This window comes from Amycolatopsis sp. NPDC114505, from assembly GCF_055633615.1.
The window spans coordinates 815712-836097 of the sequence record NZ_JBVKDV010000001.1; the positions used below are offsets into that span (position 1 = coordinate 815712).

The 20386-nt window shown below is 68.1% G+C and carries 26 protein-coding genes and 3 tRNA genes; 20 read left to right on the top strand and 9 right to left on the bottom strand.

Translation table 11 applies throughout. The features are described 5' to 3' along the window. Nucleotides 1-225 precede the first annotated feature (225 nt). Both ACZ7OU_RS04145 and ACZ7OU_RS04150 read left to right on the top strand, forming a co-directional pair. The gene (locus ACZ7OU_RS04145) at nucleotides 226-882 is read left to right on the top strand and encodes a hypothetical protein (protein WP_470254175.1); all 657 of its coding nucleotides are present in this window, start codon (nucleotides 226-228) and stop codon (nucleotides 880-882) included. A gap of 87 nt (nucleotides 883-969) precedes the next feature. Beyond that, on the top strand, nucleotides 970-1524 hold the full coding sequence (locus ACZ7OU_RS04150; protein WP_470254176.1) for an HD domain-containing protein: 555 nt from the start codon (nucleotides 970-972) through the stop codon (nucleotides 1522-1524). On the opposite strand, the gene ACZ7OU_RS04155 is transcribed toward ACZ7OU_RS04150, so the two are convergent. The 3 genes from ACZ7OU_RS04155 to ACZ7OU_RS04165 form a co-directional block, all read right to left on the bottom strand. Then, a complete protein-coding gene (locus tag ACZ7OU_RS04155; protein WP_470254177.1) occupies nucleotides 1512-1988 on the bottom strand; it encodes an NUDIX hydrolase in 477 nt (158 codons plus the stop codon). The two genes, ACZ7OU_RS04150 and ACZ7OU_RS04155, sit on opposite strands and share 13 nt — an antisense overlap. After that, nucleotides 1985-2734, bottom strand: coding sequence for a helix-turn-helix domain-containing protein (locus ACZ7OU_RS04160; protein ID WP_470254178.1), 750 nt, complete (start codon nucleotides 2732-2734; stop codon nucleotides 1985-1987). The genes ACZ7OU_RS04155 and ACZ7OU_RS04160 overlap by 4 nt, the downstream gene beginning before the upstream one ends. Nucleotides 2735-2884: 150 nt before the next feature. Then, entirely contained in the window at nucleotides 2885-3211 is a 327-nt protein-coding gene (locus tag ACZ7OU_RS04165; protein WP_470254179.1) for a GntR family transcriptional regulator, read from the bottom strand. A 118-nt stretch (nucleotides 3212-3329) separates the two neighbouring features. Between ACZ7OU_RS04165 and ACZ7OU_RS04170 the strand changes: the two genes are divergently transcribed. The 13 genes from ACZ7OU_RS04170 to ACZ7OU_RS04230 all read left to right on the top strand — a co-directional run bounded on the left by ACZ7OU_RS04170 (nucleotide 3330) and on the right by ACZ7OU_RS04230 (nucleotide 13712). Further along, the gene (locus tag ACZ7OU_RS04170; RefSeq protein ID WP_470254180.1) at nucleotides 3330-3620 is read left to right on the top strand and encodes a hypothetical protein; all 291 of its coding nucleotides are present in this window, start codon (nucleotides 3330-3332) and stop codon (nucleotides 3618-3620) included. Further along, on the top strand, nucleotides 3620-3763 hold the full coding sequence (locus tag ACZ7OU_RS04175; RefSeq protein ID WP_470254181.1) for a hypothetical protein: 144 nt from the start codon (nucleotides 3620-3622) through the stop codon (nucleotides 3761-3763). Before ACZ7OU_RS04170 ends, ACZ7OU_RS04175 begins: the two co-directional genes overlap by 1 nt. Nucleotides 3764-3791: 28 nt before the next feature. Continuing rightward, complete coding sequence (locus ACZ7OU_RS04180) at nucleotides 3792-4256, top strand: Pycsar system effector family protein (RefSeq protein ID WP_470254182.1); 465 nt, start codon at nucleotides 3792-3794, stop codon at nucleotides 4254-4256. 131 nt (nucleotides 4257-4387) lie between these two features. Then, nucleotides 4388-4639 carry a hypothetical protein gene (locus ACZ7OU_RS04185; RefSeq protein ID WP_470254183.1) on the top strand — a complete coding sequence of 84 codons (252 nt, stop codon included), beginning with the start codon at nucleotides 4388-4390 and terminating at the stop codon, nucleotides 4637-4639. Then, nucleotides 4636-5070 (top strand): SsgA family sporulation/cell division regulator, encoded by a 435-nt coding sequence (locus ACZ7OU_RS04190; protein WP_470254184.1) that lies wholly within the window; start codon nucleotides 4636-4638, stop codon nucleotides 5068-5070. Before ACZ7OU_RS04185 ends, ACZ7OU_RS04190 begins: the two co-directional genes overlap by 4 nt. Beyond that, a complete protein-coding gene (locus ACZ7OU_RS04195; protein ID WP_470254185.1) occupies nucleotides 5070-5618 on the top strand; it encodes an RRQRL motif-containing zinc-binding protein in 549 nt (182 codons plus the stop codon). The genes ACZ7OU_RS04190 and ACZ7OU_RS04195 overlap by 1 nt, the downstream gene beginning before the upstream one ends. A gap of 1 nt (nucleotide 5619) precedes the next feature. Beyond that, nucleotides 5620-5937: a hypothetical protein gene (locus ACZ7OU_RS04200; protein WP_470254186.1), complete on the top strand. Its 318-nt coding sequence runs from the start codon at nucleotides 5620-5622 to the stop codon at nucleotides 5935-5937. After that, nucleotides 5934-6887, top strand: a complete 954-nt coding sequence (locus ACZ7OU_RS04205; protein WP_470254187.1) for a hypothetical protein — start codon at nucleotides 5934-5936, stop codon at nucleotides 6885-6887. Before ACZ7OU_RS04200 ends, ACZ7OU_RS04205 begins: the two co-directional genes overlap by 4 nt. After that, on the top strand, nucleotides 6887-9268 hold the full coding sequence (locus tag ACZ7OU_RS04210; protein WP_470254188.1) for an FtsK/SpoIIIE domain-containing protein: 2382 nt from the start codon (nucleotides 6887-6889) through the stop codon (nucleotides 9266-9268). Before ACZ7OU_RS04205 ends, ACZ7OU_RS04210 begins: the two co-directional genes overlap by 1 nt. A 244-nt stretch (nucleotides 9269-9512) precedes the next feature. Continuing rightward, nucleotides 9513-10442: a bifunctional DNA primase/polymerase gene (locus tag ACZ7OU_RS04215; RefSeq protein ID WP_470254189.1), complete on the top strand. Its 930-nt coding sequence runs from the start codon at nucleotides 9513-9515 to the stop codon at nucleotides 10440-10442. A gap of 120 nt (nucleotides 10443-10562) precedes the next feature. After that, entirely contained in the window at nucleotides 10563-11888 is a 1326-nt protein-coding gene (locus ACZ7OU_RS04220; protein ID WP_470254190.1) for a DUF3987 domain-containing protein, read from the top strand. A gap of 186 nt (nucleotides 11889-12074) precedes the next feature. Then, nucleotides 12075-12377: a helix-turn-helix domain-containing protein gene (locus ACZ7OU_RS04225; protein WP_470254191.1), complete on the top strand. Its 303-nt coding sequence runs from the start codon at nucleotides 12075-12077 to the stop codon at nucleotides 12375-12377. Nucleotides 12378-12389: 12 nt separating this feature from the next. Beyond that, the gene (locus ACZ7OU_RS04230) at nucleotides 12390-13712 is read left to right on the top strand and encodes a tyrosine-type recombinase/integrase (RefSeq protein ID WP_470254192.1); all 1323 of its coding nucleotides are present in this window, start codon (nucleotides 12390-12392) and stop codon (nucleotides 13710-13712) included. An 89-nt stretch (nucleotides 13713-13801) separates the two neighbouring features. Here the strand turns inward: ACZ7OU_RS04230 and ACZ7OU_RS04235 are convergent. The 5 genes from ACZ7OU_RS04235 to ACZ7OU_RS04255 form a co-directional block, all read right to left on the bottom strand. Further along, a tRNA-Phe gene (locus ACZ7OU_RS04235) sits at nucleotides 13802-13875 on the bottom strand. A 31-nt stretch (nucleotides 13876-13906) separates the two neighbouring features. Next, nucleotides 13907-13980, bottom strand: a tRNA-Asp gene (locus tag ACZ7OU_RS04240). Between the two features lie 28 nt (nucleotides 13981-14008). Then, a tRNA-Glu gene (locus tag ACZ7OU_RS04245) sits at nucleotides 14009-14081 on the bottom strand. Between the two features lie 99 nt (nucleotides 14082-14180). Continuing rightward, a complete protein-coding gene (locus tag ACZ7OU_RS04250; RefSeq protein ID WP_470254193.1) occupies nucleotides 14181-14957 on the bottom strand; it encodes an SCO6745 family protein in 777 nt (258 codons plus the stop codon). Nucleotides 14958-15116: 159 nt separating this feature from the next. Next, the gene (locus tag ACZ7OU_RS04255) at nucleotides 15117-15371 is read right to left on the bottom strand and encodes a hypothetical protein (RefSeq protein WP_470239747.1); all 255 of its coding nucleotides are present in this window, start codon (nucleotides 15369-15371) and stop codon (nucleotides 15117-15119) included. Between the two features lie 935 nt (nucleotides 15372-16306). Here ACZ7OU_RS04255 and ACZ7OU_RS04260 point away from each other — a divergent pair. Further along, nucleotides 16307-16759 (top strand): hypothetical protein, encoded by a 453-nt coding sequence (locus ACZ7OU_RS04260; RefSeq protein ID WP_470239748.1) that lies wholly within the window; start codon nucleotides 16307-16309, stop codon nucleotides 16757-16759. A 200-nt stretch (nucleotides 16760-16959) separates the two neighbouring features. Here ACZ7OU_RS04260 and ACZ7OU_RS04265 read toward each other — a convergent pair whose 3' ends face one another. Next, nucleotides 16960-17163 carry a cold-shock protein gene (locus ACZ7OU_RS04265; RefSeq protein ID WP_003097368.1) on the bottom strand — a complete coding sequence of 68 codons (204 nt, stop codon included), beginning with the start codon at nucleotides 17161-17163 and terminating at the stop codon, nucleotides 16960-16962. 469 nt (nucleotides 17164-17632) lie between these two features. Here ACZ7OU_RS04265 and ACZ7OU_RS04270 point away from each other — a divergent pair, with 469 nt between their 5' ends. The 4 genes from ACZ7OU_RS04270 to ACZ7OU_RS04285 all read left to right on the top strand — a co-directional run bounded on the left by ACZ7OU_RS04270 (nucleotide 17633) and on the right by ACZ7OU_RS04285 (nucleotide 20356). Next, on the top strand, nucleotides 17633-18832 hold the full coding sequence (locus ACZ7OU_RS04270) for a L,D-transpeptidase (RefSeq protein WP_470239749.1): 1200 nt from the start codon (nucleotides 17633-17635) through the stop codon (nucleotides 18830-18832). A gap of 198 nt (nucleotides 18833-19030) precedes the next feature. Further along, the gene (locus tag ACZ7OU_RS04275; RefSeq protein WP_470254194.1) at nucleotides 19031-19333 is read left to right on the top strand and encodes a hypothetical protein; all 303 of its coding nucleotides are present in this window, start codon (nucleotides 19031-19033) and stop codon (nucleotides 19331-19333) included. Nucleotides 19334-19337: 4 nt separating this feature from the next. Beyond that, nucleotides 19338-19889, top strand: coding sequence for a SigE family RNA polymerase sigma factor (locus ACZ7OU_RS04280; RefSeq protein WP_470254195.1), 552 nt, complete (start codon nucleotides 19338-19340; stop codon nucleotides 19887-19889). 5 nt (nucleotides 19890-19894) lie between these two features. Next, the gene (locus ACZ7OU_RS04285; RefSeq protein ID WP_470239752.1) at nucleotides 19895-20356 is read left to right on the top strand and encodes a hypothetical protein; all 462 of its coding nucleotides are present in this window, start codon (nucleotides 19895-19897) and stop codon (nucleotides 20354-20356) included. The last annotated feature ends 30 nt before the right edge of the window (nucleotides 20357-20386 follow it).

Below are 20386 nucleotides of genomic sequence, written 5' to 3' on the forward strand. Positions count from 1 at the left end.
CAAGTTGGGCACCATGGAGCACCCCGACGACAGTGACGCCCGAGTCCGAGAAGCCACGATGCTCGCTGCCCTGCAGCATCGTCGGCACGGCGTGCGCGCCTGGGAGCGCAAGGTCATGGGACCGTCGTACGCTGTTCCCTCCAGCCCCCCACACAGCTCAGAACGGAGCCCGCATTGGCGGTCACTAGGACTCAGGCAGCCGAGCGACAGCGGAGAACTGCGCCGGTGCGAATGTGGCTGGAAGACCTACAGAAGATCGAGTACTGGATCAACGAAATTCCAGCAAGCAGGCCCTTGTCAATAAAGATCAAAGCCAAAGGCTCTCAATATGACGTCGACAAACTCGAAGATCTAGAAAATGAGCAGATAGAAAAGATTGACCATATTCGCTTTGATCACGGCGACGGGCTAATCAAAGTCAGCCTTGGCCCCTCCACCTGGACTAACTCCATCACAAGCACTTCAGATGATTTTAAAGTCGAGGCGAGCTGCACTCAAATCGAGGCACTTCTCAAGAAGCATCGACGTATACGTTTTATAAACTTCTTCTACGGCATCCCCAAACGAAACTTCGCTACAGGTGCTGCTTTTTTGAGCTTACTCGCGTTCACGCTTATTGCCGACTACAAAAATTGGCTAGGAATGAGCGGTACCGTGGGCTCGTGGTCTAGCATTATCGGCGCGTTTATCGGCATAGTAACCATGGGCGCGATAATGTTCCTATTGAACCCCTCATCCTCTCTTCTTTACGCGAAGACGCGCAATACCCTTCCAACCCTCTGGGAGAGGAAGAAGGACGACATCAAGATCACAATCTTCTCAAACGTAGTCGCATTGATCGCTGGCGGCGCCATCGGATACTTTGCAGGAAAGATTCCTTGACACAAGGGGAGATTAAACGCAATCCTCCGGCACATCCGACGAACAGTAGCGTTCGACCGCAGTATCGAAGGAGGGTAGAATCTAGACATGGCCGACCTAGTCGATAAAGCTGCGCAGCTTGCAGATCAGCTCGTTAGTCCACTCGCGCGACGCTGGACTCACGTGCAAGCCGTAGCAGCACGGGCCCTCGAACTGAAAGGCGCCCTTCCATCCGGAAAGTCGGAGATTCTGGTGGCCGCCGCCTGGCTGCATGATATTGGCTATGCACCCGAAATCGGCTTAACTAGGTTCCACCCCCTAGACGGCGCACGCTACCTTAAGCAACTTGAATGGCCGAACGAGATCGTGAACCTAGTCGCCCACCATTCTGGCGCCCGTTTCGAAGCAGCCGAACGTGGGATGTCCGCAGAGCTGAGCGAATTCCCGTTCGACGATAACCCAACCTTAGATGCCTTAGTTACCGCAGACCTAACGACCGGCCCTGACGGCCAGCGCCTTAGCTACGATGAGCGGATTTCTGAAATACTCAGACGGTATCCGGTTGACGACCCAGTACACCGCACTTGGCTGAAAGCAGGGCCAATCCTAAAAGATTCTGTGCGGCGAACCGAGCAACGGCTTGCCGAATCTCACCCTAGATAGGGAGCAGTCCGCGCACTGTCCAACGCATGAGAAATCCTCAGTCGCATGGACGGGTGGATGTTCAAGTTATCTAGTTCTGCGGGGTTCACCCAACGCACCGCCTTAGTCTCGGTGCCATCTTCCCGCGGCTGACCGCCAGTCCACCGCCCTTCGAAGCAGAGCGAGAACTGTTGCCGGACCTCGCCGTCGTCGTACGCCATGACGTGATTCGGGTCGGTGTACGTCCCGATAAGACGGACGATCTCGACGTCCAAGCCAGTCTCTTCCCGGACCTCACGCACAGCGGTGTCCGTGATCCGCTCCCCCGCATCGTGACCGCCGCCCGGCAACGCCCACAGGTCATTGTCGATCTTGTGGATGAGCAGAATCCGGCCCGCCTCGTCGCGAATCGCCACCGTCACGGACGGAACCACGCTGTTCGCGGCTGGTGCGTTCGGGTCGTTGAGGTAGTCGATTCGGCTCACGCGCTCTCCTGAGACTTCTCGGGGACGCCGGCGGACCAGGTCCGCTCAAACGACTTCATGTAGTGCTGCCACATCTGGCCGCTCGGCTGCCGCCGAAGGTGCATCACCGGGCTCTGACCAGCGAGGGCGCCGAACGCATGTCCGTTGACCAGTAGGTCATCGTCGAATCGGTAGAGCGAGTTGTACAGGATTTCGCCGTGCGTCCGGACCTCGACGCCGTCGAGCTCGACCACGTCGGCGAGGTAACGCCGCATGAGCTGAATGCGTCCCTCCAGACCGCCAGGGGTTCCCTCTTCGATCGCGCGCTGCTTGACGGCCAATGTGGTCTCATCGCCGACCAGCAGCCGGAACCGCACGCCGGCCGCGGCTTTCGCACGAACCAGCGGGACGAAGTTGTACTGCTCGACAAGGAAAGCACCGGAGAATACGAGGACGTCCATGCTCTCCTGGACGCCAGCGAGCAACGCTTCCCAGCCCGCCCCCGTGATGGCGGACCGGGACGAGTACAGGTGCACAAGCTCAGACTCCGTCGGTGCGGGACGCGAGTCGGACGCGAGCGACGGCCAGATGTCCTCCTCGCGCCCACCGAGCACGGCGAGAATCTTGTGCCGGGTGCCGCGGTGGGGCACCCGTTCATTGCTGATCCACCGGGCTGCCGTCTTCGGGTCGACGCCCACCCGCGCGGCGAGGTCATCCACAGTCAGGTTGGCCGCCAACATGGCAGTGCGAAGCCGATCGTTAGCCATGCTGCCTCCTCCCTACCGGGACGTTTTCGGACGTTTGATTGGGACGCTTCGCACCGCGGGGACGTCCACAAAGATCCTTGGAAGTGCGGTACTCGCGTCCCCTGACCTGCGGTTTCCTTAGGACATGACACCGCACCGGAACCCCAGTCCTCAACTCTCCCCCACCAGCTTCTCCAAAGCGTCGACCCTCTTGCGCAGCTCGGCCAACTCGCCGGCCATCGCACTCAAGGGGTCAACTGCCTCCCCCGGCACCTCGTTGACGAAGACGCCAACAGACGGCGTCGCCGTGAGCCACTTCTCGTCCTGCAGCAGCCGCAACGCCTTCTGCGCCGTACCCAGCGCAACGTCGTACTTGTCTGCCAGGACTCGGTTGCCAGGGAGCTTCTCCCCCGGCTTCAGGACACCTCTCCGGATGTCCGCCCGGATCTGTTCAGCCACTCGCTCGTAGGTAGCCATTGCCGCCGCGCTGCCGTCCATAGGGCAAGTCTAGCCAAACTGACTCACTCCGACATACATCACTCGAACGACGTAGTGCCAACTGACACATACCGATCTAGATTGATCTGTATCAGTAGAACACCCCGGAAGGACTCCAATGAACTCCGCACGAATCACCAACCGCAGCATCTGGGCCGCCGTTGACGGCGTTTCCGCTGGTCAGGGCTACTGCCCGGACGGCCTGGACGAGTCGGCGATTGACACGTTGCTGGCCGAGGTGGACCAGGAGCTGACCGCCGCGTCGGCGGTGGCCGAGGTCCGTACCCGGCACGCGTTCACCGACCCGCAGCACGCCAACCGCACCCGCCGGCGCACCGACCGCGCGGCGCTGCGGGTGCTCCCCGTCCGGTTGGACACCGCGGTGTCGCCCCAAGGGGAGGCCGCGTGATGACCGTCCTCGCCGTGACCACCACGCCTTACCCGGGCAGCAAGAGCAACCCGCCTTGCCCGGGTTGCGGTTGGCCGACCAACGCCAACGGCAACTGCTTCAACGACAACTGCTGGAACGCCAACAGCAAACGCCACAAGTGACCCGCCGCGAAGCCAAGGAGAGCAACCGATGACCTACGCCGACGCGATGCCCCACGTCCACGTCGCTCACGAACAGGCCCGCTCGGAGCTGGGCAAGGCGGATACGAAGGTGACCACGCTGCTCGGGTTGGTCGGCCTGGCCTTCTCCGGTGTGGTGGCCCTGACCACCCGCCAGACCTCGGTGCCGGCGACGGTCGGACTGTGGCTCGCCGCCGCGCCGATCTTCGCCGCGGTGCTGGTCCTGCTGTCCGCGGTCCGGCCCCGGCTGGCGCAGTTCCCCACCCCGGGTTCATGGCTGGACGCCGCCTACAACGGCCCCGCCGCGCTGCTCGAAGCCGGCAGCGTCCCCGTTACCGCCACCCTCGCCGTCGACACCGCCCACCTGGGCGGCATCGCGGTCCGCAAGTACCACCAGATCTCCACCGCGATGGGGCTGCTGGTGGTCGGGCTGTCGCTGCTGGCCGTCGCGCTGCTGCTGGCGGCGCTGACATGACCGCCCCGCACGGCATCCCCGCCGTATCCGCCGTTTCTGACCCCAGCCTGGGCGGCTCGAACCGCCAAGAACGCTCCGACCAGGCCGGGCCTCCCCACCACCACGCAGGTAGCAACTCGGAGAGGTTTCCCATGGTAGGCACCACCACCGCGCTCAGCGCGGGACAGTACAAGGACATCGCCGACCTGATGGCCAAGCAGCCCACGTCGGCCCTGGGCTACCCGACGGAGCAGGACTTCCTCGCTGCTCGCGTGTCCTGGCTGTTCGCGATGGCCGACGCACTCGACGACGTGTCACTGACCGACGACGCGCAGGACGTCCGCGAATCCGCCCTCACGCTTGTCCGCGAGTCGGTCGAGTTGGTCTCCGGCGGTGCGGCATGACCGCCCGCACGACGCTCCGCCGGCGACTCACCGCCGGAACGGTGATCTGCCCGGCCGGCGCCCCGGCCTTGGACGGCGGCCACCGCACCGTCACCCTCACCTACCGCGTGTCGGACCCATTCGCGGTCGAGCTGGACGTCCCGGACGGCGCGATCTCCGTGGTATGGCTGATCGGCCGTGAGCTGCTGGCCGAGGGTATGAACCACGGCATCGGCCCCGGCGACGTCTACGTCACCCCCGCCGTCAAGGACGACGCGGTGATCTGGATCGCCCTGTTCGACCCGGAAGGCTCGGGAAGCTGTCACCTCGCGTTCAAGCGCGCCGACCTCGAACGGTTCCTGGACGACTCCGACGTGATGGTCCCGGCCAGCACCGAGGCGACCCGGATCAACTGGGACCGCGAACTCGCGCTGTTGGCGGGTGATCGGTGATGGCCCGCAAGTTCCCCTGGGTCCTCGCGCCCGTGGCGTGGTCGCCGGATCTCGAGTTCACCCGCGGCCGGGTGGACGGGCTGCCGCTGCTGTCCTACGGCATCGCCCCGACCACCAAGCTCGCCACGCGTCGCCAGCTCCGAGCGATGGGGTTGCGGCCGGGTGGAGCGGACCCGGTGGCGGTGCTGTACTTCCGCTGCCGCGCCGCCGGGAAGCTCGTCTACGCCAACCTCTACCTCATCGCGTCGGCGAAGCCGGTCCGTCCCATGACCCCGGCCCGCGCCGCCGCGCTGGGCAAGGCGATGGCCGCCCGCCGGACCTGCCGGCAGTGCGGCGAACTCGGGTGGGCGGAGCTGCCCAAGCCGCACCGCACCTGCGACGCCTGCCTGTACTCCGCCGGGCTCGCCCCGGACTCCCACCTGCACGAGTACGTCACCGGCGAGCCCACCGTGTCGCCGACCGACCTTCCCGCCGCCGGGCTGGCCCCGGTGATCCCGCTTCCCGCCGCGCGCTGTGCGCGTGTCGACTACCCGAAGGTGGTGGCCTGAGATGGCTCCGCAGACCCTGTACATCCTCGTTGGACTCGCGCTGATCGGCGCGTTCTCCGTGTGGCGCGCCGGCCACAAGTCCGCCACCAAGTCTCTGCGCGGTGTCCGCGAGGTCACCAGGATGACCGCGAACCTGATCCGGCTCGTGCTGTGCACGGCGGTCATCGCGTTCGTCCAGTGGCTGCTGATCGTCAAGGTGCAGAACACCACGGCCACGTGGATCACGCTCATCGTCCCGGCCCTGCTCGCTGCCAACACCATCGTGCGGCTGATGGCCATCACCGAGATCGTCACGCACCACGGGGGTGGTCGCCGATGACCAGCACGGACATCACCACGACGTCGGCCGACGCACGGCACCAGCCGCTGTCCGAGGCGGACAAGCTCGCGCAGGACGCGGCCACCGCCGCGCAGGTCCGGGCCCTGACCAACCACCCGGACGTGGTGGCGCTGCGGGTGGAGAAGGTCCGCACGCAGATCGACGCGGTGATCTGGCTCGGGATCTTCCTCGGGTTGGCGTTCACGATGGTCAACGTCCAGTCCTTCGCCGCGTCCGGCGCCCCCGTCTGGACGGCCGGGTGGGTCGCCGGGTGGCTGCTGGACCCGATGGTCTCCCTCGTCCTCGTGGCGGTCCTACGGGCGGAGCAGGTCACCGCTCGCTACCAGGTCTCGACCGGGGTGTGGGCGCACCGCACGAAGTGGTTCGCGTTCCTCGCGACGTATGTGATGAACACCTGGAAGTCCTGGACGCACCTGGACGTGGCCGGGGTGGTGCTGCACTCGGTGCCGCCGGTGCTGGTGTTCCTCGCGGCGGAGACCGCGCCGGTGCTGCGGGACAAGCTCACCGAGGCGGTCATGGCCGCCGCCGGCGCCGCGTTCACGGGGCAGGCAGGTACAGCCTCGGACATCGCGGTTACCCGCGTATCCGCTCCCGTGTCGCCCGCGGTGCCCGGCGACACCGAGGCCGCCCCGGTCGTCACCTCGCCTGCCCCGGCGAAGGCTCCGGCCCGGCGACGTCCGGCCGCTCGTAAGGCCGCGGCGAAGCCGGCGCGCAAGCTCCGGGCGGACTACCTCGCCGAAGCTCGCGCGGCGTGGGCGCCGGGGATCGAGATCACTCCGGCTTGGGTCCGCAGCGTGTGCCCTGACATCTCCCGCGGCACGAGCAAGAACGTCGCCGACGACCTGACCACCGAGACCACAACCCGCCCGGCCGTCGCGCCGGCGCTCGCCGACCAGACCACCACTGCGCAGGAGAGGGAGGCCGCCTGATGTCCACCACCACCGACCACGCACCCGACCCCGTGAACGCCACCAACCCCGAAGGGCTCACCTCCGTGAACACCACGCCCAACCCGTCCACGAACACCACCACCGATGAGGCCGTGAACATCGACGCCACCGAACCCGTGAACGCCCACAACACCGCGGCCACCGACACCGCCGTGACCCGCTCCGGCGCCATCGTCCTGGTCCGGCCGGACACCGCCCGCACCGCCGACGCCATCCCCGCGCAGGACCGCACCGACACCCCGGCCGCCGATGAAGACGTGGTGGTGGTCGAGGGGCTCATCGACGACGAGGACCCGGCCGCCCGGGTGAATCCGCTGCTGGTCGACACGCCGGACCCGAAGGCCGCGCCGTCGTGGTGGGCCGGAGCGCGCGAAGCCAAGACCCGGGAGGTGATCCCGGGATGGGCGCGCTCGCGTAACGAGCTGCTGTCGCGGGCGAAGTGGCTGGCAGGCTACGCCGGACACACCTGCGCCTACCACGCCGTCCGCACCCCGCGCTACGTCGGCGTGCTGGTGCTGCACTCCCCGCGCGGCGTGGGGCGAATCGTCGTGAACACCCACCGCTGGGTGTTCGACGCGGAGGCCAAGCCGCTGCGCACGAACGCCGTCGCGGCCGGCAACACCGAGGAGTACCGCAAGCTCGCGGAGCTGCGCACCGAACGAGTCCGTAAGCGCTCCACCGCCGTGTTCCTCGCCTTCCTGGTCCTGGTCGCCGGGCTCTACCTGTTCGTGGGCGCGGTGACCGGGTGGGGCTGGTACCTCGCCGCCGGCACCGCCACCGCGGCACTACTGGGCACCGCCGGCGGCCGGGCCGACAAGCCGATCGTGTCCCGCGCGGTCATCGCCGCGCGGGTGCCAAAGCTGACCTCCGACGTGGTCCTGACCGCGCTCGGGTCGCTCGGCATCGCCAAGATCGACCAGACCATCGCCGGGAAGGGCGAGAAGATCCACTTCCCCGCGCCGATCGTGCGCGACGGCGACGGGTGGCGCGCCGAAGTCGAACTCCCGTACGGCGTCACCGTGGACATGGTCATGGAACGCCGGGACAAGCTCGCCTCCGGCCTGCGCCGGCCGCTCGGGTGTGTGTGGCCCGAACCGGTCTCCGACGAACACCCCGGGCGGCTGGTGATCTGGGTCGGGGACAAGCCGCTGAACAAGCAGAAGGCCCCGACGTGGCCGCTCGCCAAGCGCGGCCGGGTGAACCTGTTCGAGCCGATCCCCTTCGGCACCGACCAGCGCGGCCGGCCCGTAGTCCTGACCATGATGTTCGTCGCGATGCTGATCGGCGCGATGCCGCGCATGGGCAAGACGTTCGCGCTGCGAATCCTGGTCCTCGCCGCCGCGCTGGACCCGATGGCCGAACTGCTGCTGTTCGAACTCAAGGGCACCGGTGACCTGGGCATGTGCAAGCCGATCGCGCACCGCTACGCCTCCGGCGCGGACAACGCCACCCTGGAAGAGGTGATGGACGGGCTGCGGTACCTGGTCAAGGAGATGGACCGCCGCGCCAAGGTGCTCTCCCGCATCGCCGAGTCCGACCCGAAGCTGTGCCCGGAAAACAAGGTCACCCCGCACCTGTCGAGCACCCGTGACCTGGGGCTCCACCCGATCTTCGCGGTGATCGACGAGTGCCAGGAGCTGTTCTCCCACGACGACTTCAAGGAGGAAGCCAACAAGCTCGCCGAGGCCATCACCAAGCGCGGCCCGGCGATGGGGCTGATGCTGGTCCTGGCCACGCAGCGCCCGGACGCCTCCAGCCTCCCGAAGGGCATCTCCGCCAACGCCGGCCTGCGGTTCTGCCTGCGGGTGATGGCCCAGCCGGAGAACGACATGATCCTCGGGACCGGCGCGTACAAGCGCGGCATCAACGCGGCCCTGTTCTCGTTCAACGACAAGGGAATCGGCTACCTCGCCGGCGAGAGCGACGACCCGAAGATCACCCGCACCTACCTGATCGACGGCCCGGCCGCCGAAGGGATCGTGGAACGCGCCCGCGTCGCACGCGAAGCCGCCGGCACCATCACCGGCTACGCCGCCGGACAGGTCGACCAGTCCACCGAGGACACGAAGGCCGGACACGTGCTGATCCTGGACGTGGCCGCGGTGCTCAAGCCCGGGGAGAAGAAAGTGTGGTCCGAGTCCATCGTGGACCGACTCGCCGCGCTCCGCCCCGAGGTCTACGGCGCCTGGGGCACGCTGGACGGCCGCGGCAAGGCCAACCAGCTCGCCACCAGCCTCGCCCCCTGGGGTGTCGAGACGATCCAGGTCTACGGCAAGGACGAGACCGGCAAGGCCGCCAACCGGCGCGGCGTCAACCGCGTGGATGTGTTCGCCGCGGTCGACAAGCACAACCAGAACTAGCACGCACAGTAACCGGCGCGAGGGCTAGCGTCGATCACCGACCTAGCGTCACCCGATGCTAGATCTAGCATCCCCGCTAGCACCCCGCACCGGTTCTGACCAGCACCCTAGCGACCTAGCGCCCACCTGCGGAAACACCCTCCCCGCCCGCGAAACCCCGGGATCGCCACACCTCCGGACTTCTAGGGCTAGGTCTCGCACGCCTTTGAACTGTCACACACGGTGACCGACGTCAGGACTCGCCTTGAGTACGCACACCACCGCCACCACCGTATCCGCCCGGCCCACCACCGACCCGGAAGGACTGTCCACTATGGAACGCAACGACTTGCTCGAATGGGCGCTCTACCTCGCCGGGATGGGGTGGCCGATCTTCCCGCTCGCCCCCGGCACCAAGAACCGCCCGATGGTCAAGGACTGGGAGAACCGCGCCCACCGCGACACCGACCGCATCCGCCGCTGCTGGGAGTCCGGCCGGTTCAACATCGCCGTGGCGACTGGCCCGGCCCGGCTGGTCGTCGTCGACACCGACGTTCCCGACGAGGGCAAGCCCGGCCCGGACGGCTGGACCGCGCTCACGGCCTTAGCCGCCGAACGGGGCGGGCTGCTGCCGGCGACCTTTACCGTGACCACGCCATCCGGCGGTCGGCACCTGTACTACCTCGCCCCGGCCGGCACCACGCTGCGCAACTCGCAGGGCAAGGTTGCGGCCAATGTGGACGTCCGGGCAGGCGGCGGATACGCAGCAGGACCGGGGTCGGTCACCGCGGAAGGCGCGTACGAACTCGCCGACGACACCGACCCGGTCGAGTTGCCGGGGTGGTTAGTCCAGGCCGCCGCCGAACGCTCGTCTACGGCCAACTCAGCACCCGTCCAGATCCGCTCCACCACCCCCACCCGCTACGGGTCCGCGGCACTCACCGGAGAGTGCGAACGCGTCCGTGCGGCCGGACCAGACACCCACAACGCCGTCCTGTCGGCCGCGGCCTACACCATCGGCCGCAAGGTCGGGGCCGACCTGATCGACCACGCCACCGCCCGCGCCGCGCTGATCGACGCGGCCGGGCACATGGTCACCGCCGGATGCGACTGCACCGACCGCGAGATCACCCGCGTCGTCGACGCCGGCCTGTCCGCCGGCATCCGCAACCCCGTCGCCCGCCGGGCCGCGTGATGACCACGCCGACCACCGCGGCCTGACCCTGCCCGCCCATCGGAAGGAACCACGCCGATGACCAGCCCCGCCCGGCCCCTGCGGTCGGTCCCGCCCAACCCCGCCACCGCAGGAGGTGACATGCCCGCGACCGCCACCCTGACCGAAACCGAGGAACGCGCCCGCGCGCAGGTCGCCCACGCCCGCAAGGCGCTGCCCGGCCTGGACTCCGCCGTCTACGACACCTACCTCGGGTGGATCACTCACCAGATCGCCCCGACGACGGAGGCGGACCCGATCGGCATCCTCGCGTCCCTGCTCTGCGCGGCGGGTGTCCACTTGGGACGGTCTCCGCACGTGCGGGCCGGCGATGACTCGCACCCGCTGCTGGTGTGGCCGCTGATCGTCGGCCGGACCGGGGGCGGCCGGAAGGGGGCCGGGTGGGGCTCGGCACGGCGGGTGCTCACCGCCGCCGATGCGGAGTTCATGACGGTCAACGTCCGCTCCGGGCTCACCTCCGGCGAGGGCCTTGCCGCGATGTTCGCCGCTGACGAGGACGGTCCCGACGACGACGGCAAGCGCGCACCCGGTGCGCTGCCGCCCGGCGACAAGCGGCTGTTGGTGTTCGAGGCGGAGTGGGCCGGGGTCATGCAGCGGATGAAGCGCGAGGGCAACTCGCTGTCGGCGACGCTGCGCAACGCGTGGGACGGCGGGGACCTGTCCACCCTCGCCGTGTCCGCCCGCATCGCCAAGGACACCCACGTCGGCATCCTCGGGCACATCACCCCGAAGGAGTTTCGCGCCAAGGTGTCCGCTTCCGACCTCGCCGGCGGCACCTACAACCGGTTCCTGCCCATCGCCGTCGCTCAGTGCCAGTTCCTGCCCTTCTCACAGGGCGCGGACCCGAACCTGATCGACCGACTTGGCTCCGAGCTGCGCGAGCGACTGACGACCGGCGCAACGTTCGGGACGCTCGGGTTCACCGACGACGCGGTGGAGCTGTGGCGACGGCTCTACATCGAGCTCGGAGGCGACCACGGCGACGCCGAAGGCGGACCGGTGGAGGAGTTCTCCTCCCGCGCGGCCCCGAACTGCCTGCGCATCGCCGGCATCCATGCCGCGCTCGACGGCACGTCGACGATCGGGGTGGCGCACCTAACCGCCGCGGCCGCGCTGGTCCGCTACTCCATCGCGTCCGCCCGCGCCGTCTTCACCGACACCTCCGCACTGGCGAAGCTCGCCGCGTGGATCGGCGCGGCCGGCGCCGAGGGCCGGACCCGGAAGGCGATTACGGCGGAGTACTTCCGCGGCAACACCCCCGCCGCCGAGGTCACCACGCTGCTGGACCAGCTCAAGGCCGCCGGGCAGATCACCGTCACCACCCGCCCATCGGCCAGCGGCCGGGGCCGTCCGAGCGAGGTCTACACCGCCCGCGCCCCCGACAACCCGACGAACCAAACGAACTAACGAACAAACCCGCTGACCAGCACAAACACCGACGGCCCGACCTCATTAGTTCGTACCGAACGAACTAAGTCACCGAAGAAACCCCAGGTCAGGCACTTACTTCGTTCCTTCGTTTCCTACGTACCGAGGAGGCCCCGTGCACATCGCCACCACCCACCGCACCGCAGCACGAAGGGCTCACCACCAATGGCTACCGCCAACGACATTGCCCAGCTCGCCGCCGGCCTCGCCCAGCTCGCCGAACGTCTCGCCACACAGCACGTCGCCGACGCGCGGCCGGCGCCCCGGCCGCTGCCGCCGCGGGTTCTGCTGACCGTCGAAGAGGCTGGGGAACGACTCGGCATCGGCCGCACCACCGCCTACAGCCTGGTCCGCTCCGGCGAGCTGGAATCCGTCCGCATCGGCCGACTCCGCCGCATCTCCGTATCCGCCATCGACGCGTTCGCCGCTCGCCTGGTCGCCGGCGACAGCACGCAAAAAGCCGCCTAGGAGGAAATTCAAGTGGCACGCAGCAAGCGCCCCGAAGGTACGCGCAATCCGAACGGCGAAGGGAGCTTCTACTACAGCGAATACGACGGCTACTGGCACGCGAAGGTCACCGTTGGAGTTCTCGACAACGGCAAGCCGGATCGTCGTCATGTGAAGCGTCGCGACGAAACCGAAGCTCGCGAGGAATATCGAGCCTTGCTCAACGAGCGCGACAACGGCACTGTCCGAAAGAAGGGCAGGAAGTGGAAGGTGGACGCCTGGCTGATCCACTGGGTTGAGAACATCGCGCCGCTCACCGCGCGATACAAGACGGTTGTGGGTTACAAGACGGCCGTTTACAAGCACCTCGTGCCCGGCGTCGGCGCGCACTGGCTCCGCCAGATTGAGCCCGACCACTTCGAGAAGCTGTACGCGAAGATGCTGGAAGCGAAGCTCAAGCCCGCCACCGTGCACCAGGTCCACCGGACGGCCAGGACCGCTTTCGGGGAAGCAGAACGGCGCGGCATCGTGTTCCGCAACGTCGTCCGGCTCGCACGTGCCCCACGTGTCGAGGAAGAAGAAATTGAGCCCTTGGAACTGGATGACGTCCAGAACGTCATCACGGCAGCGCTGAAAAGGCCGAACGGCGTCAGGTACGTAATCGCATTGGCTCTCGGCGCGCGGCAGGGGGAATCGCTCGGGTTCAAGTGGACCGCTCTGGATAAGAAGCGGAAGACGCTGCGCGTCCGGAAGGCGATTCAGCGGCAGAAGTGGAAGCACGGATGCGACGACTTCAATGCGTGCGGCGCGAAGTACCACAAGACCAAACCGTGTAAGGAGCCCTGCGCGAAGCACACGCGCCCGTGCCCGCCACCATGCCCGCCCGATTGCGTGGAACACGCGCGAATGTGTCCTCAGCGCCACGGTGGCGGACTCGTTGAGGTCGACGTGAAGTCGCGCGCCGGCCGCCGAACGTGGACGCTTCCTGACGAGCTGTTCGGCCTGATCGAGCGCCACGAGGAGCAGCAGCAGCGCGCCCGGGAGCACGCGGGCAGCGAGTGGCAGGAAGGCGGGTGGATGTTCACTCAGCCCACCGGCAACCCGATCGATCCGAGGGCCGACTACGGCACCTGGTGCGACCTACTCGCCGAAGCGAAGGTGCGGCCGGCTCGACTGCATGACGCACGCCACACTGCCGCCACCGTGCTGTTGCTGCTCGGTGTGGACCCTCGCGTCGTCATGCAGATGATGGGCTGGTCCACGGAGAGCATGAAGAAGCGCTACCAGCACGTCACCGAAGCGCTCCGCCAGGACGTCGCCGGACAGCTCAACGAGTACTTCTGGAAGGCCGCGTGAGGCGCCTACTGGGCACCTCTTTGGGCACCTGACGCACGAAACAGCCCCCGTCCGAGTGGGGCGGGGGCTGTTTTGGCTGATCAGAACGGTGGCCAGGGCCGGGGTCGAACCGGCGACCTTCCGCTTTTCAGGCGGACGCTCGTACCAACTGAGCTACCTGGCCGGGAACGCCGGCAAGGAGCCGAACGATCTTGCGACCCTGACGGGACTCGAACCCGCGACCTTCGCCGTGACAGGGCGACGCGCTAACCAACTGCGCCACAGGGCCTTGCACTTGCTTCTACTACAGTACTGCGTACTCCCAACGGGATTCGAACCCGCGTTGCCGCCTTGAAAGGGCGGAGTCCTAGGCCGCTGGACGATGGGAGCCCGGTCGGTTTCGGGTGACCGACCGACCGCGCTCTCAGGTCCCCCCGGGAGCGATTACAAGCATAGGGCACGCCACCACCGCTTTGCACGGGGGTTCCCTTAAGCCCCCGACGAAGCCGCGACCTGCGCAAACAGCTCAGCCAAGCGACTTTCGAGCTCGGCCAGCTCCGCCGGCGTCAGGGCCGACGCCAAAAGCTCGTCGACGCGGACGTCCGTCAGGGACTCCGCTCGCTCCCACCGGTCGCGCAGATCCGGCTTCCGCGCGGCCGCCGCCACCAGCTCGTCGGCCGCCTCCGCCGGCCACGCCGTGCGCAGCAACCGCTCGCGGCCGCCCTCCGGGTCCGCGATCACCGCCTCCGGCACCGACAGGCCCATCGCCCGCAGTGCCGCGAAGTGCAGGCCGCCGCGCAGCTCGCGGAAGACCATCAACGCGAACCCGAGCCGTTCGACGTCTCCGGTGGGGCGCGAAGCGTTCTTCCAGCCGGCGAACAGCGCCAGCCCGCTCGCGTCCGCCGCGTCGATGACGCGGAACAGCAGCTCCGCCAGACGGCCGGGCTCCGATACGGCCGAAAGGTTGACGCGCGACCAGCGAGCCGATGACTCCGCGTAGGCACGGACGGACGCGGGTGCGTCCAAGGCCGCCGTCGCCGTCGGCAGGACGAACTCGAACAGCCAGTGCGGGAAGATCCCGAACAGCTCCGCGGCCACCTTCGGCGGGACGTCCCCGAGGACCGCCGAGCGCCCCCGCACGTAGAGCGAACGCGGCGGCAGCCCGGCCTCCGCCAGCTCCGGCGACGTCATGAACCTGCCGCCCAGCACCTGGACCACCGGCCGGATCCGGTTCGCCGGTCCCACCACACCTTCGGTCGTCGTCATGTCCGTCCCCTTTCGACCCGGCAAACGTAACACTGTTACAAAACTCGCGTCAAGGAAGCCGGACGACTTGCGAATCACTCACCGGAAACGGCGACAACCAGCACGAACATCACCGGACAGGCCCGGCGAACCCCCGCCAGGCCCCCGGCCCCCGCAACCTCAGCGCTGAACCGGCGCCTGCCCGCCCTCGTCCAGATCCAGACCCAGCATCTCCAGCAGCTGCACACAGTCCTCGACACCCAGCGCACCATTCGCCACCGCCAGCCGAGCCCGCCGGACCTGATCGTCCGACACCCGCTGCGCATCCGCGGCCCCACTCCGCTGCGCCGGCAACCCCCCGGCGAACGGAGCACTCCCCCCATCGGCACCTTCGTACCGAAGGAGGAACTGCCGCACTTCAACAGACCCGCTCATAGCCCCTCCATACGGCTCACAACAGCTTGGCCGCGAGGCTAACCAGCGTCGGCCGCCGCACACAGCCCCCCGGAGAGTGAACCTGAGGCCACGCTCCGCTCAACGCAGCGCAATCAGCACGGAGAGAGAAGGGGACCACCCGAACGACGGTCACCTGGGACGGAAGTGACACCGCACGCGGAAAAATCCCGCTCTCCACTCGCCCAGCGGGGGAACTCGTGCAACAATCGAAGTGCTGACACACCCCCGGTCAGCGCCTGTGGAGATCCCCTCCGACCCCCGCGTTCCTCCCCCTGGCGCGGGGGTCCTCCATTTTCTGGGTGCTCGGGCTTCGCCCTTCGCCTCCCCCAGTTCATTCCGGCGTATTACCCGGGGGGCCGAGCCCCCCGGACCCCCCACGGTGCCTCTGGTGCGGCTTCCAGCGTGGCTGGTTTTCGCCTCGGGCGCTTTGCGCCCTGGCGAGCTCTGCCGCACCTCCTGCGGCCACCTTCTTCTCGCCCCACGTCTCTTGCGACGCCGCCCCTCCTGCACGCGCCCGACCCGCCGCACCATTCGCGCGCCCTCTGCGCCCCCGCGCCTGGCTCCTCGTCCCGCCCTCGACGCGCGAGCCCTCCGCCGCTACGCCCCCGCCCCGCCGGCCCCCATTCACGAACCCTCCGCCGCTGCACCCCACGCCCGACTCTTCGCCCCGCGCCGCCACTCACGGACCCTCCGCCTACCGCCTGCGCGGCGGCTGCCTCCGCCGTGCGCGGGCCTGTCACCTCGGGGGATTCTGCGTTGCCCGCTTGATCGACCCTTTGCGTTAGGCGGTTGTTGCGCTCTGTTGTTTAGTGCTGCTCCGAGTGGGTTGCCGCTGGGCCGATTGGGGCGACCGCTTGGCGTGTTGTGGCTCACAGTGGTTTGCGGGGTGAGACCTAACCGTTATCGTGGCTGGCGTGCCTCTTCCCTCCCTTGGCCGCTTGAGCAGCCGGACGAACCTCAAAGCCGCGTCCTCCGGACGCCATCGTGGTGCCGCGAAGCCTGCGGATGATGGTGTTGTCGAGGACAAGGAACTCACCTCCTACCTTGCCGCCCTGGCCCCTGATGCCGACAACGAGAGCACCGGGACCGGTAAGCGGTTCGGGGAAGCTCAGGTCATCCAGCTGCGGATGAGCCTCATCGCCAACCAGCAGCTGAAGGACATCGCCGAAGACCGGGAAATCTCGCCCCAGGCGCTCGCTCAGGAGTGGATCCTCGAGCGGCTCAACTGGGAAGGTCAGGCCTCGTCGCTGCAGGATCAGCGGCAGCAGGCCGGGGATCTCGGCGACTTCGGCGAGCTGACCGACCTCACCGACGAATTCCACTTCCCCGCCGACGCCTTCGACGCGCCGGCCGCCGGACGACGCTGAACGTCCGGACGACGCTGAACGTCCAGCCCTCTTCATGACGAAGGGCCCCCGGCGCGAACCGGGGGCCCTTCGCTCAGGCCTTAAGACAACGCTAAAGGGCCTGCGAGGCTTGTTTCAGCCGTCGCCCGCCGCATGACTTGTGCACGGAACCAGCGGTCTGTGTACGTGGCGCGGTGGACTGACCGGAACAAGCCCCGGTCTCAGATCGCGCGGACCTTCTGGGCCTGCGGGCCCTTCTGTCCCTGGCCGACCTCGAACTCCACTCGCTGGTTCTCCTCGAGGGTGCGGAAACCGCGGCCCTCGATCTCCGAGTAGTGAACGAACACGTCGCCTTCGCCGCCGTCCTGCGCGATGAAGCCGAAGCCCTTCTCCGCGTTGAACCACTTCACAGTGCCTTGCGCCACCGCTGTTCTCCTCGTTACACAGATCCGCTTCGAATGCCACCGAAGCGGCACCCCGACCGTCCCGGGCGGTTCCAACGAGACGAGTCAAGAGCGTGTCGGCTCCATGGCTCGCGTCAGAAGTTCCGCGAGTGTGAAGCCACGAACACGCAAAACGACGGCCTCCCAGCAGACTACCGGGATCTGGCCAAAGTTGAACCCCGTGATCGAGGCGAAAAACGCCGGTCCGGGCCAAGGTCACCGGAACGTCGTAGGGCTCCCGCCGCGTTCTGTCGGACCCACCGGTTAGTCTTGCGCAGCACAGCGACACCGTGATCACCGGATACGGCTCGGAGTCACTCGTGCCCCCTCCGTTAAGCAGCGTCGGCAAGCGGTTGTGACCTTCGTCACGTCAGGCTTGCTCAACGTCGCAGGTCCGCGAGACGTCTCGGAGAGGGGAAGCACCAAAGGGGCAAAGGGGAATGGGTTGACGGTGAGGACTTCCACGCGGCGCCGGGGCGCTGCTGTGGCACTGGGCTTGGTCGCCGCTCTCACGCTGGGGGCGTGCAGCAGTGAACCGACGGTGTCGGCGAGCGGGACTTCGGGCGGGGGCCCGACTTCCGCGCCGGCGCCCACCGCGCAGCCGGCGAAGCTGACCGTGACGCCGGCCGGCGGCGCGCAGGACGTGCCGCCCGGGGAACCGGTCGGCGTGCAGGTCGACAGCGGCACGATCGTCTCGGTCACGCTGACGAACCCGGACGGCAAGCAGGTCCAGGGGCAGACGTCGGCGGACAAGAAGACTTGGAACACCACCGAACAGCTCGGCTACGGCAAGACCTACACCTGGTCCGGCCAGGCGCAGGGCGCCGACGGCAAGAACGTGGCGATCGGCGGCGCCTTCACCACGGTGAAGCCGAAGCGCCAGACGTCGGCCAGCCTGAACGTCGGCGACGGGCAGACGTACGGCATCGCGATGCCGATCGCGCTGTCCTTCCCGAGCCGCGTCACCGACAAGGCTTCCGTCGAGAAGGCGCTGTCGGTCGAGACCACGCCGAAGACCGAGGGCTCGTGGGGCTGGACGGACGGCGACACCTCGGTGCACTGGCGGCCCAAGGAGTACTACAAGCCGGGCACCACGGTGAAGGTCAACGCCAAGATCTACGGCGTCAAGATCGGTGAAGGCACCTACGGCAAGCAGGACGTGTCGGCGAGCTTCACCATCGGCCGCTCGCAGATCGTCAAGGGCAACACCACGCAGCACACGATGCAGGTGATCCGCGACGGCCAGCAGATCGCCGACTACCCGGTGAGCTACGGCCTCGACTCCGACCCGGGGCGTGTCACCCACAGCGGCGTGCACGTCGTCATGGGCAAGCAGTCCACGTACGCGATGAGCAACCCGAAGTACCACTACGAGAACGTCGTGGTGCCGTGGGCGGTCCGGATCTCCAACAACGGCGAGTTCATCCACGGCCTCGCGGCGTCGGTCTGGGCGCAGGGCAAGAAGAACATCTCGCACGGCTGCCTGAACCTCTCGCCCGCGCGGGCCAAGGAGTACTACGACGGCGTGCTCACCGGTGACCCGGTCGAGATCACCGGCAGCACGCAGACGCTGAGCGCCAAGGACGGCGACTACAGCGACTGGACGTACGACTGGGCGGGCTGGCAGAAGCTGTCGGCGCTGGCCGGCTGAGACCTTTCACGGAACACCGGGCGGCCGGGAAGTCCCTCGCGGGCTTCCCGGCCGTTCGCGTTTCGCGGGCCACCGAACTCCCCGGCGAACGTCTTGGGGATCAGCGGGAAATTCGATGCAACCCCGGTGATCACCCACCGCATGACTAAGGGCAGAGGCGCGCCGATCCCGGCCGCGCCCGCGAGAAGAGGAGCTGTCTTGCGTATCCGTATCGCCCTTTCCCTCGGCGCTCTCGTGCTCGCCGGTGGTGCCCTGACCGGTGGCATCGCGCTGGCTTCGGAGGCGCAGCCGCCGGCACCGACCACGACCGCCCGGCCCACCGAGCCGCCGTCCGCCATGCCGACCACCAGCCGCAAGCCGACCAAGGCGCCGACCGCCGTTCCCGCGCCGCCGCGTGAGGCGACGAAGGCACCTTCCGCGCGCCCGCAGCGCGTCCCCGTGGCCGTGCCCGCCGGGCCGACCGGTGACCTGCACCTGCCGGCCATCGGGGTGACCCGGTAGCTCGGTGATCTCCCGCTCCCGTCCGTCGACCGGGCCGGGCTCGCCGTGGGACGGCGAGTTCGCCCGGTACTTCGGCGAGCGCGCGCACAGCCTGCGGTCCACGGCCTTCCTGCTCTGCGGTGACTGGCACCAGGCCGAGGACCTCACGCAGGCCGCGCTGCTCAAGCTCTACCTCGCCTGGCCGAGGCTGTCGCGCCACGACGCCTTGGACGCCTACGCCCGGAAGGTCGTGCTGCGCACGTTCCTCGCCGAGCACCGGCGCAGCAGGTGGAAACGGGAGCGGCTCACCGACGCACCACCGGAGCTCCCGGCCGAGAACGCCGGGAGCGAGCAGGACATGCTGGTCCGGCAGGCTTTGGCCGTACTGGCTCCCAAGCAGCGCGCCGTGCTGGTGCTGCGGTACTTCGAGGACCTGAGCGTCGAGGAGACGGCGCAGGCCCTCGGCTGCAGCACCGGCACGGTGAAGAGCCAGGCCTCCCGGGGCCTGGCGACGCTGCGCAACCGGCTCGGCCCGCACTACGCGCTGACCTTCAGCGCGACCACGGAGGGGAGGTGACGAACATGGACCCCGAAGACGACGTCCGCGCGTTCCTGACCGGCGCGGCCGGCGGCACGCAGCCGCCGATGCGCCTCGAAGCCACCGACGTGATCGAGCGCGGCGGCCGGGTCCGGCGACGACGCAAGCGCTGGGCGGTCGCCGGCACCTCGACGGCGACGGCGGTGATCCTCGCGGTGGCCGGTTTCCTGGCCGGTCACCGCGCCGGGCCGCCGGACCCCGTGCAGCCGGCCGACCCGGGGCTATCCACGATCGGCACCACCACCCCCAGCTCGCCGTCGCCCGCCGAGGTTCCGGCGACCTCGATCGCGCCGCCGGAGGCCCAGCCGGGCCGGACGCCGCCGCGCTCGTCGAAGACGACCGTGCCGACGCCGTCCACCCGGAAGGCCGAACGGCCGACGTCACCGCCCTCGGCGAACCCGACCGAGACGAGCCAGAAAGCACCCGTCGCGACCACGACGCGTTAGACGTTTCCGCAGGTCAGTGACGTGGCGCAG

Bases quoted from the DNA above. Each gene is read 5' to 3' on its own strand.
- ACZ7OU_RS04150 (WP_470254176.1), top strand. From the start codon at position 970: ATGGCCGACCTAGTCGATAAAGCTGCGCAGCTTGCAGATCAGCTCGTT.
- ACZ7OU_RS04160 (WP_470254178.1), bottom strand. From the start codon at position 2,734: ATGGCTAACGATCGGCTTCGCACTGCCATGTTGGCGGCCAACCTGACT.
- ACZ7OU_RS04165 (WP_470254179.1), bottom strand. From the start codon at position 3,211: ATGGACGGCAGCGCGGCGGCAATGGCTACCTACGAGCGAGTGGCTGAA.
- ACZ7OU_RS04170 (WP_470254180.1), top strand. From the start codon at position 3,330: ATGAACTCCGCACGAATCACCAACCGCAGCATCTGGGCCGCCGTTGAC.
- ACZ7OU_RS04175 (WP_470254181.1), top strand. From the start codon at position 3,620: ATGACCGTCCTCGCCGTGACCACCACGCCTTACCCGGGCAGCAAGAGC.
- ACZ7OU_RS04180 (WP_470254182.1), top strand. From the start codon at position 3,792: ATGACCTACGCCGACGCGATGCCCCACGTCCACGTCGCTCACGAACAG.
- ACZ7OU_RS04185 (WP_470254183.1), top strand. From the start codon at position 4,388: ATGGTAGGCACCACCACCGCGCTCAGCGCGGGACAGTACAAGGACATC.
- ACZ7OU_RS04190 (WP_470254184.1), top strand. From the start codon at position 4,636: ATGACCGCCCGCACGACGCTCCGCCGGCGACTCACCGCCGGAACGGTG.
- ACZ7OU_RS04195 (WP_470254185.1), top strand. From the start codon at position 5,070: ATGGCCCGCAAGTTCCCCTGGGTCCTCGCGCCCGTGGCGTGGTCGCCG.
- ACZ7OU_RS04200 (WP_470254186.1), top strand. From the start codon at position 5,620: ATGGCTCCGCAGACCCTGTACATCCTCGTTGGACTCGCGCTGATCGGC.
- ACZ7OU_RS04205 (WP_470254187.1), top strand. From the start codon at position 5,934: ATGACCAGCACGGACATCACCACGACGTCGGCCGACGCACGGCACCAG.
- ACZ7OU_RS04210 (WP_470254188.1), top strand. From the start codon at position 6,887: ATGTCCACCACCACCGACCACGCACCCGACCCCGTGAACGCCACCAAC.
- ACZ7OU_RS04220 (WP_470254190.1), top strand. From the start codon at position 10,563: ATGCCCGCGACCGCCACCCTGACCGAAACCGAGGAACGCGCCCGCGCG.
- ACZ7OU_RS04225 (WP_470254191.1), top strand. From the start codon at position 12,075: ATGGCTACCGCCAACGACATTGCCCAGCTCGCCGCCGGCCTCGCCCAG.
- ACZ7OU_RS04250 (WP_470254193.1), bottom strand. From the start codon at position 14,957: ATGACGACGACCGAAGGTGTGGTGGGACCGGCGAACCGGATCCGGCCG.
- ACZ7OU_RS04255 (WP_470239747.1), bottom strand. From the start codon at position 15,371: ATGAGCGGGTCTGTTGAAGTGCGGCAGTTCCTCCTTCGGTACGAAGGT.
- ACZ7OU_RS04285 (WP_470239752.1), top strand. From the start codon at position 19,895: ATGGACCCCGAAGACGACGTCCGCGCGTTCCTGACCGGCGCGGCCGGC.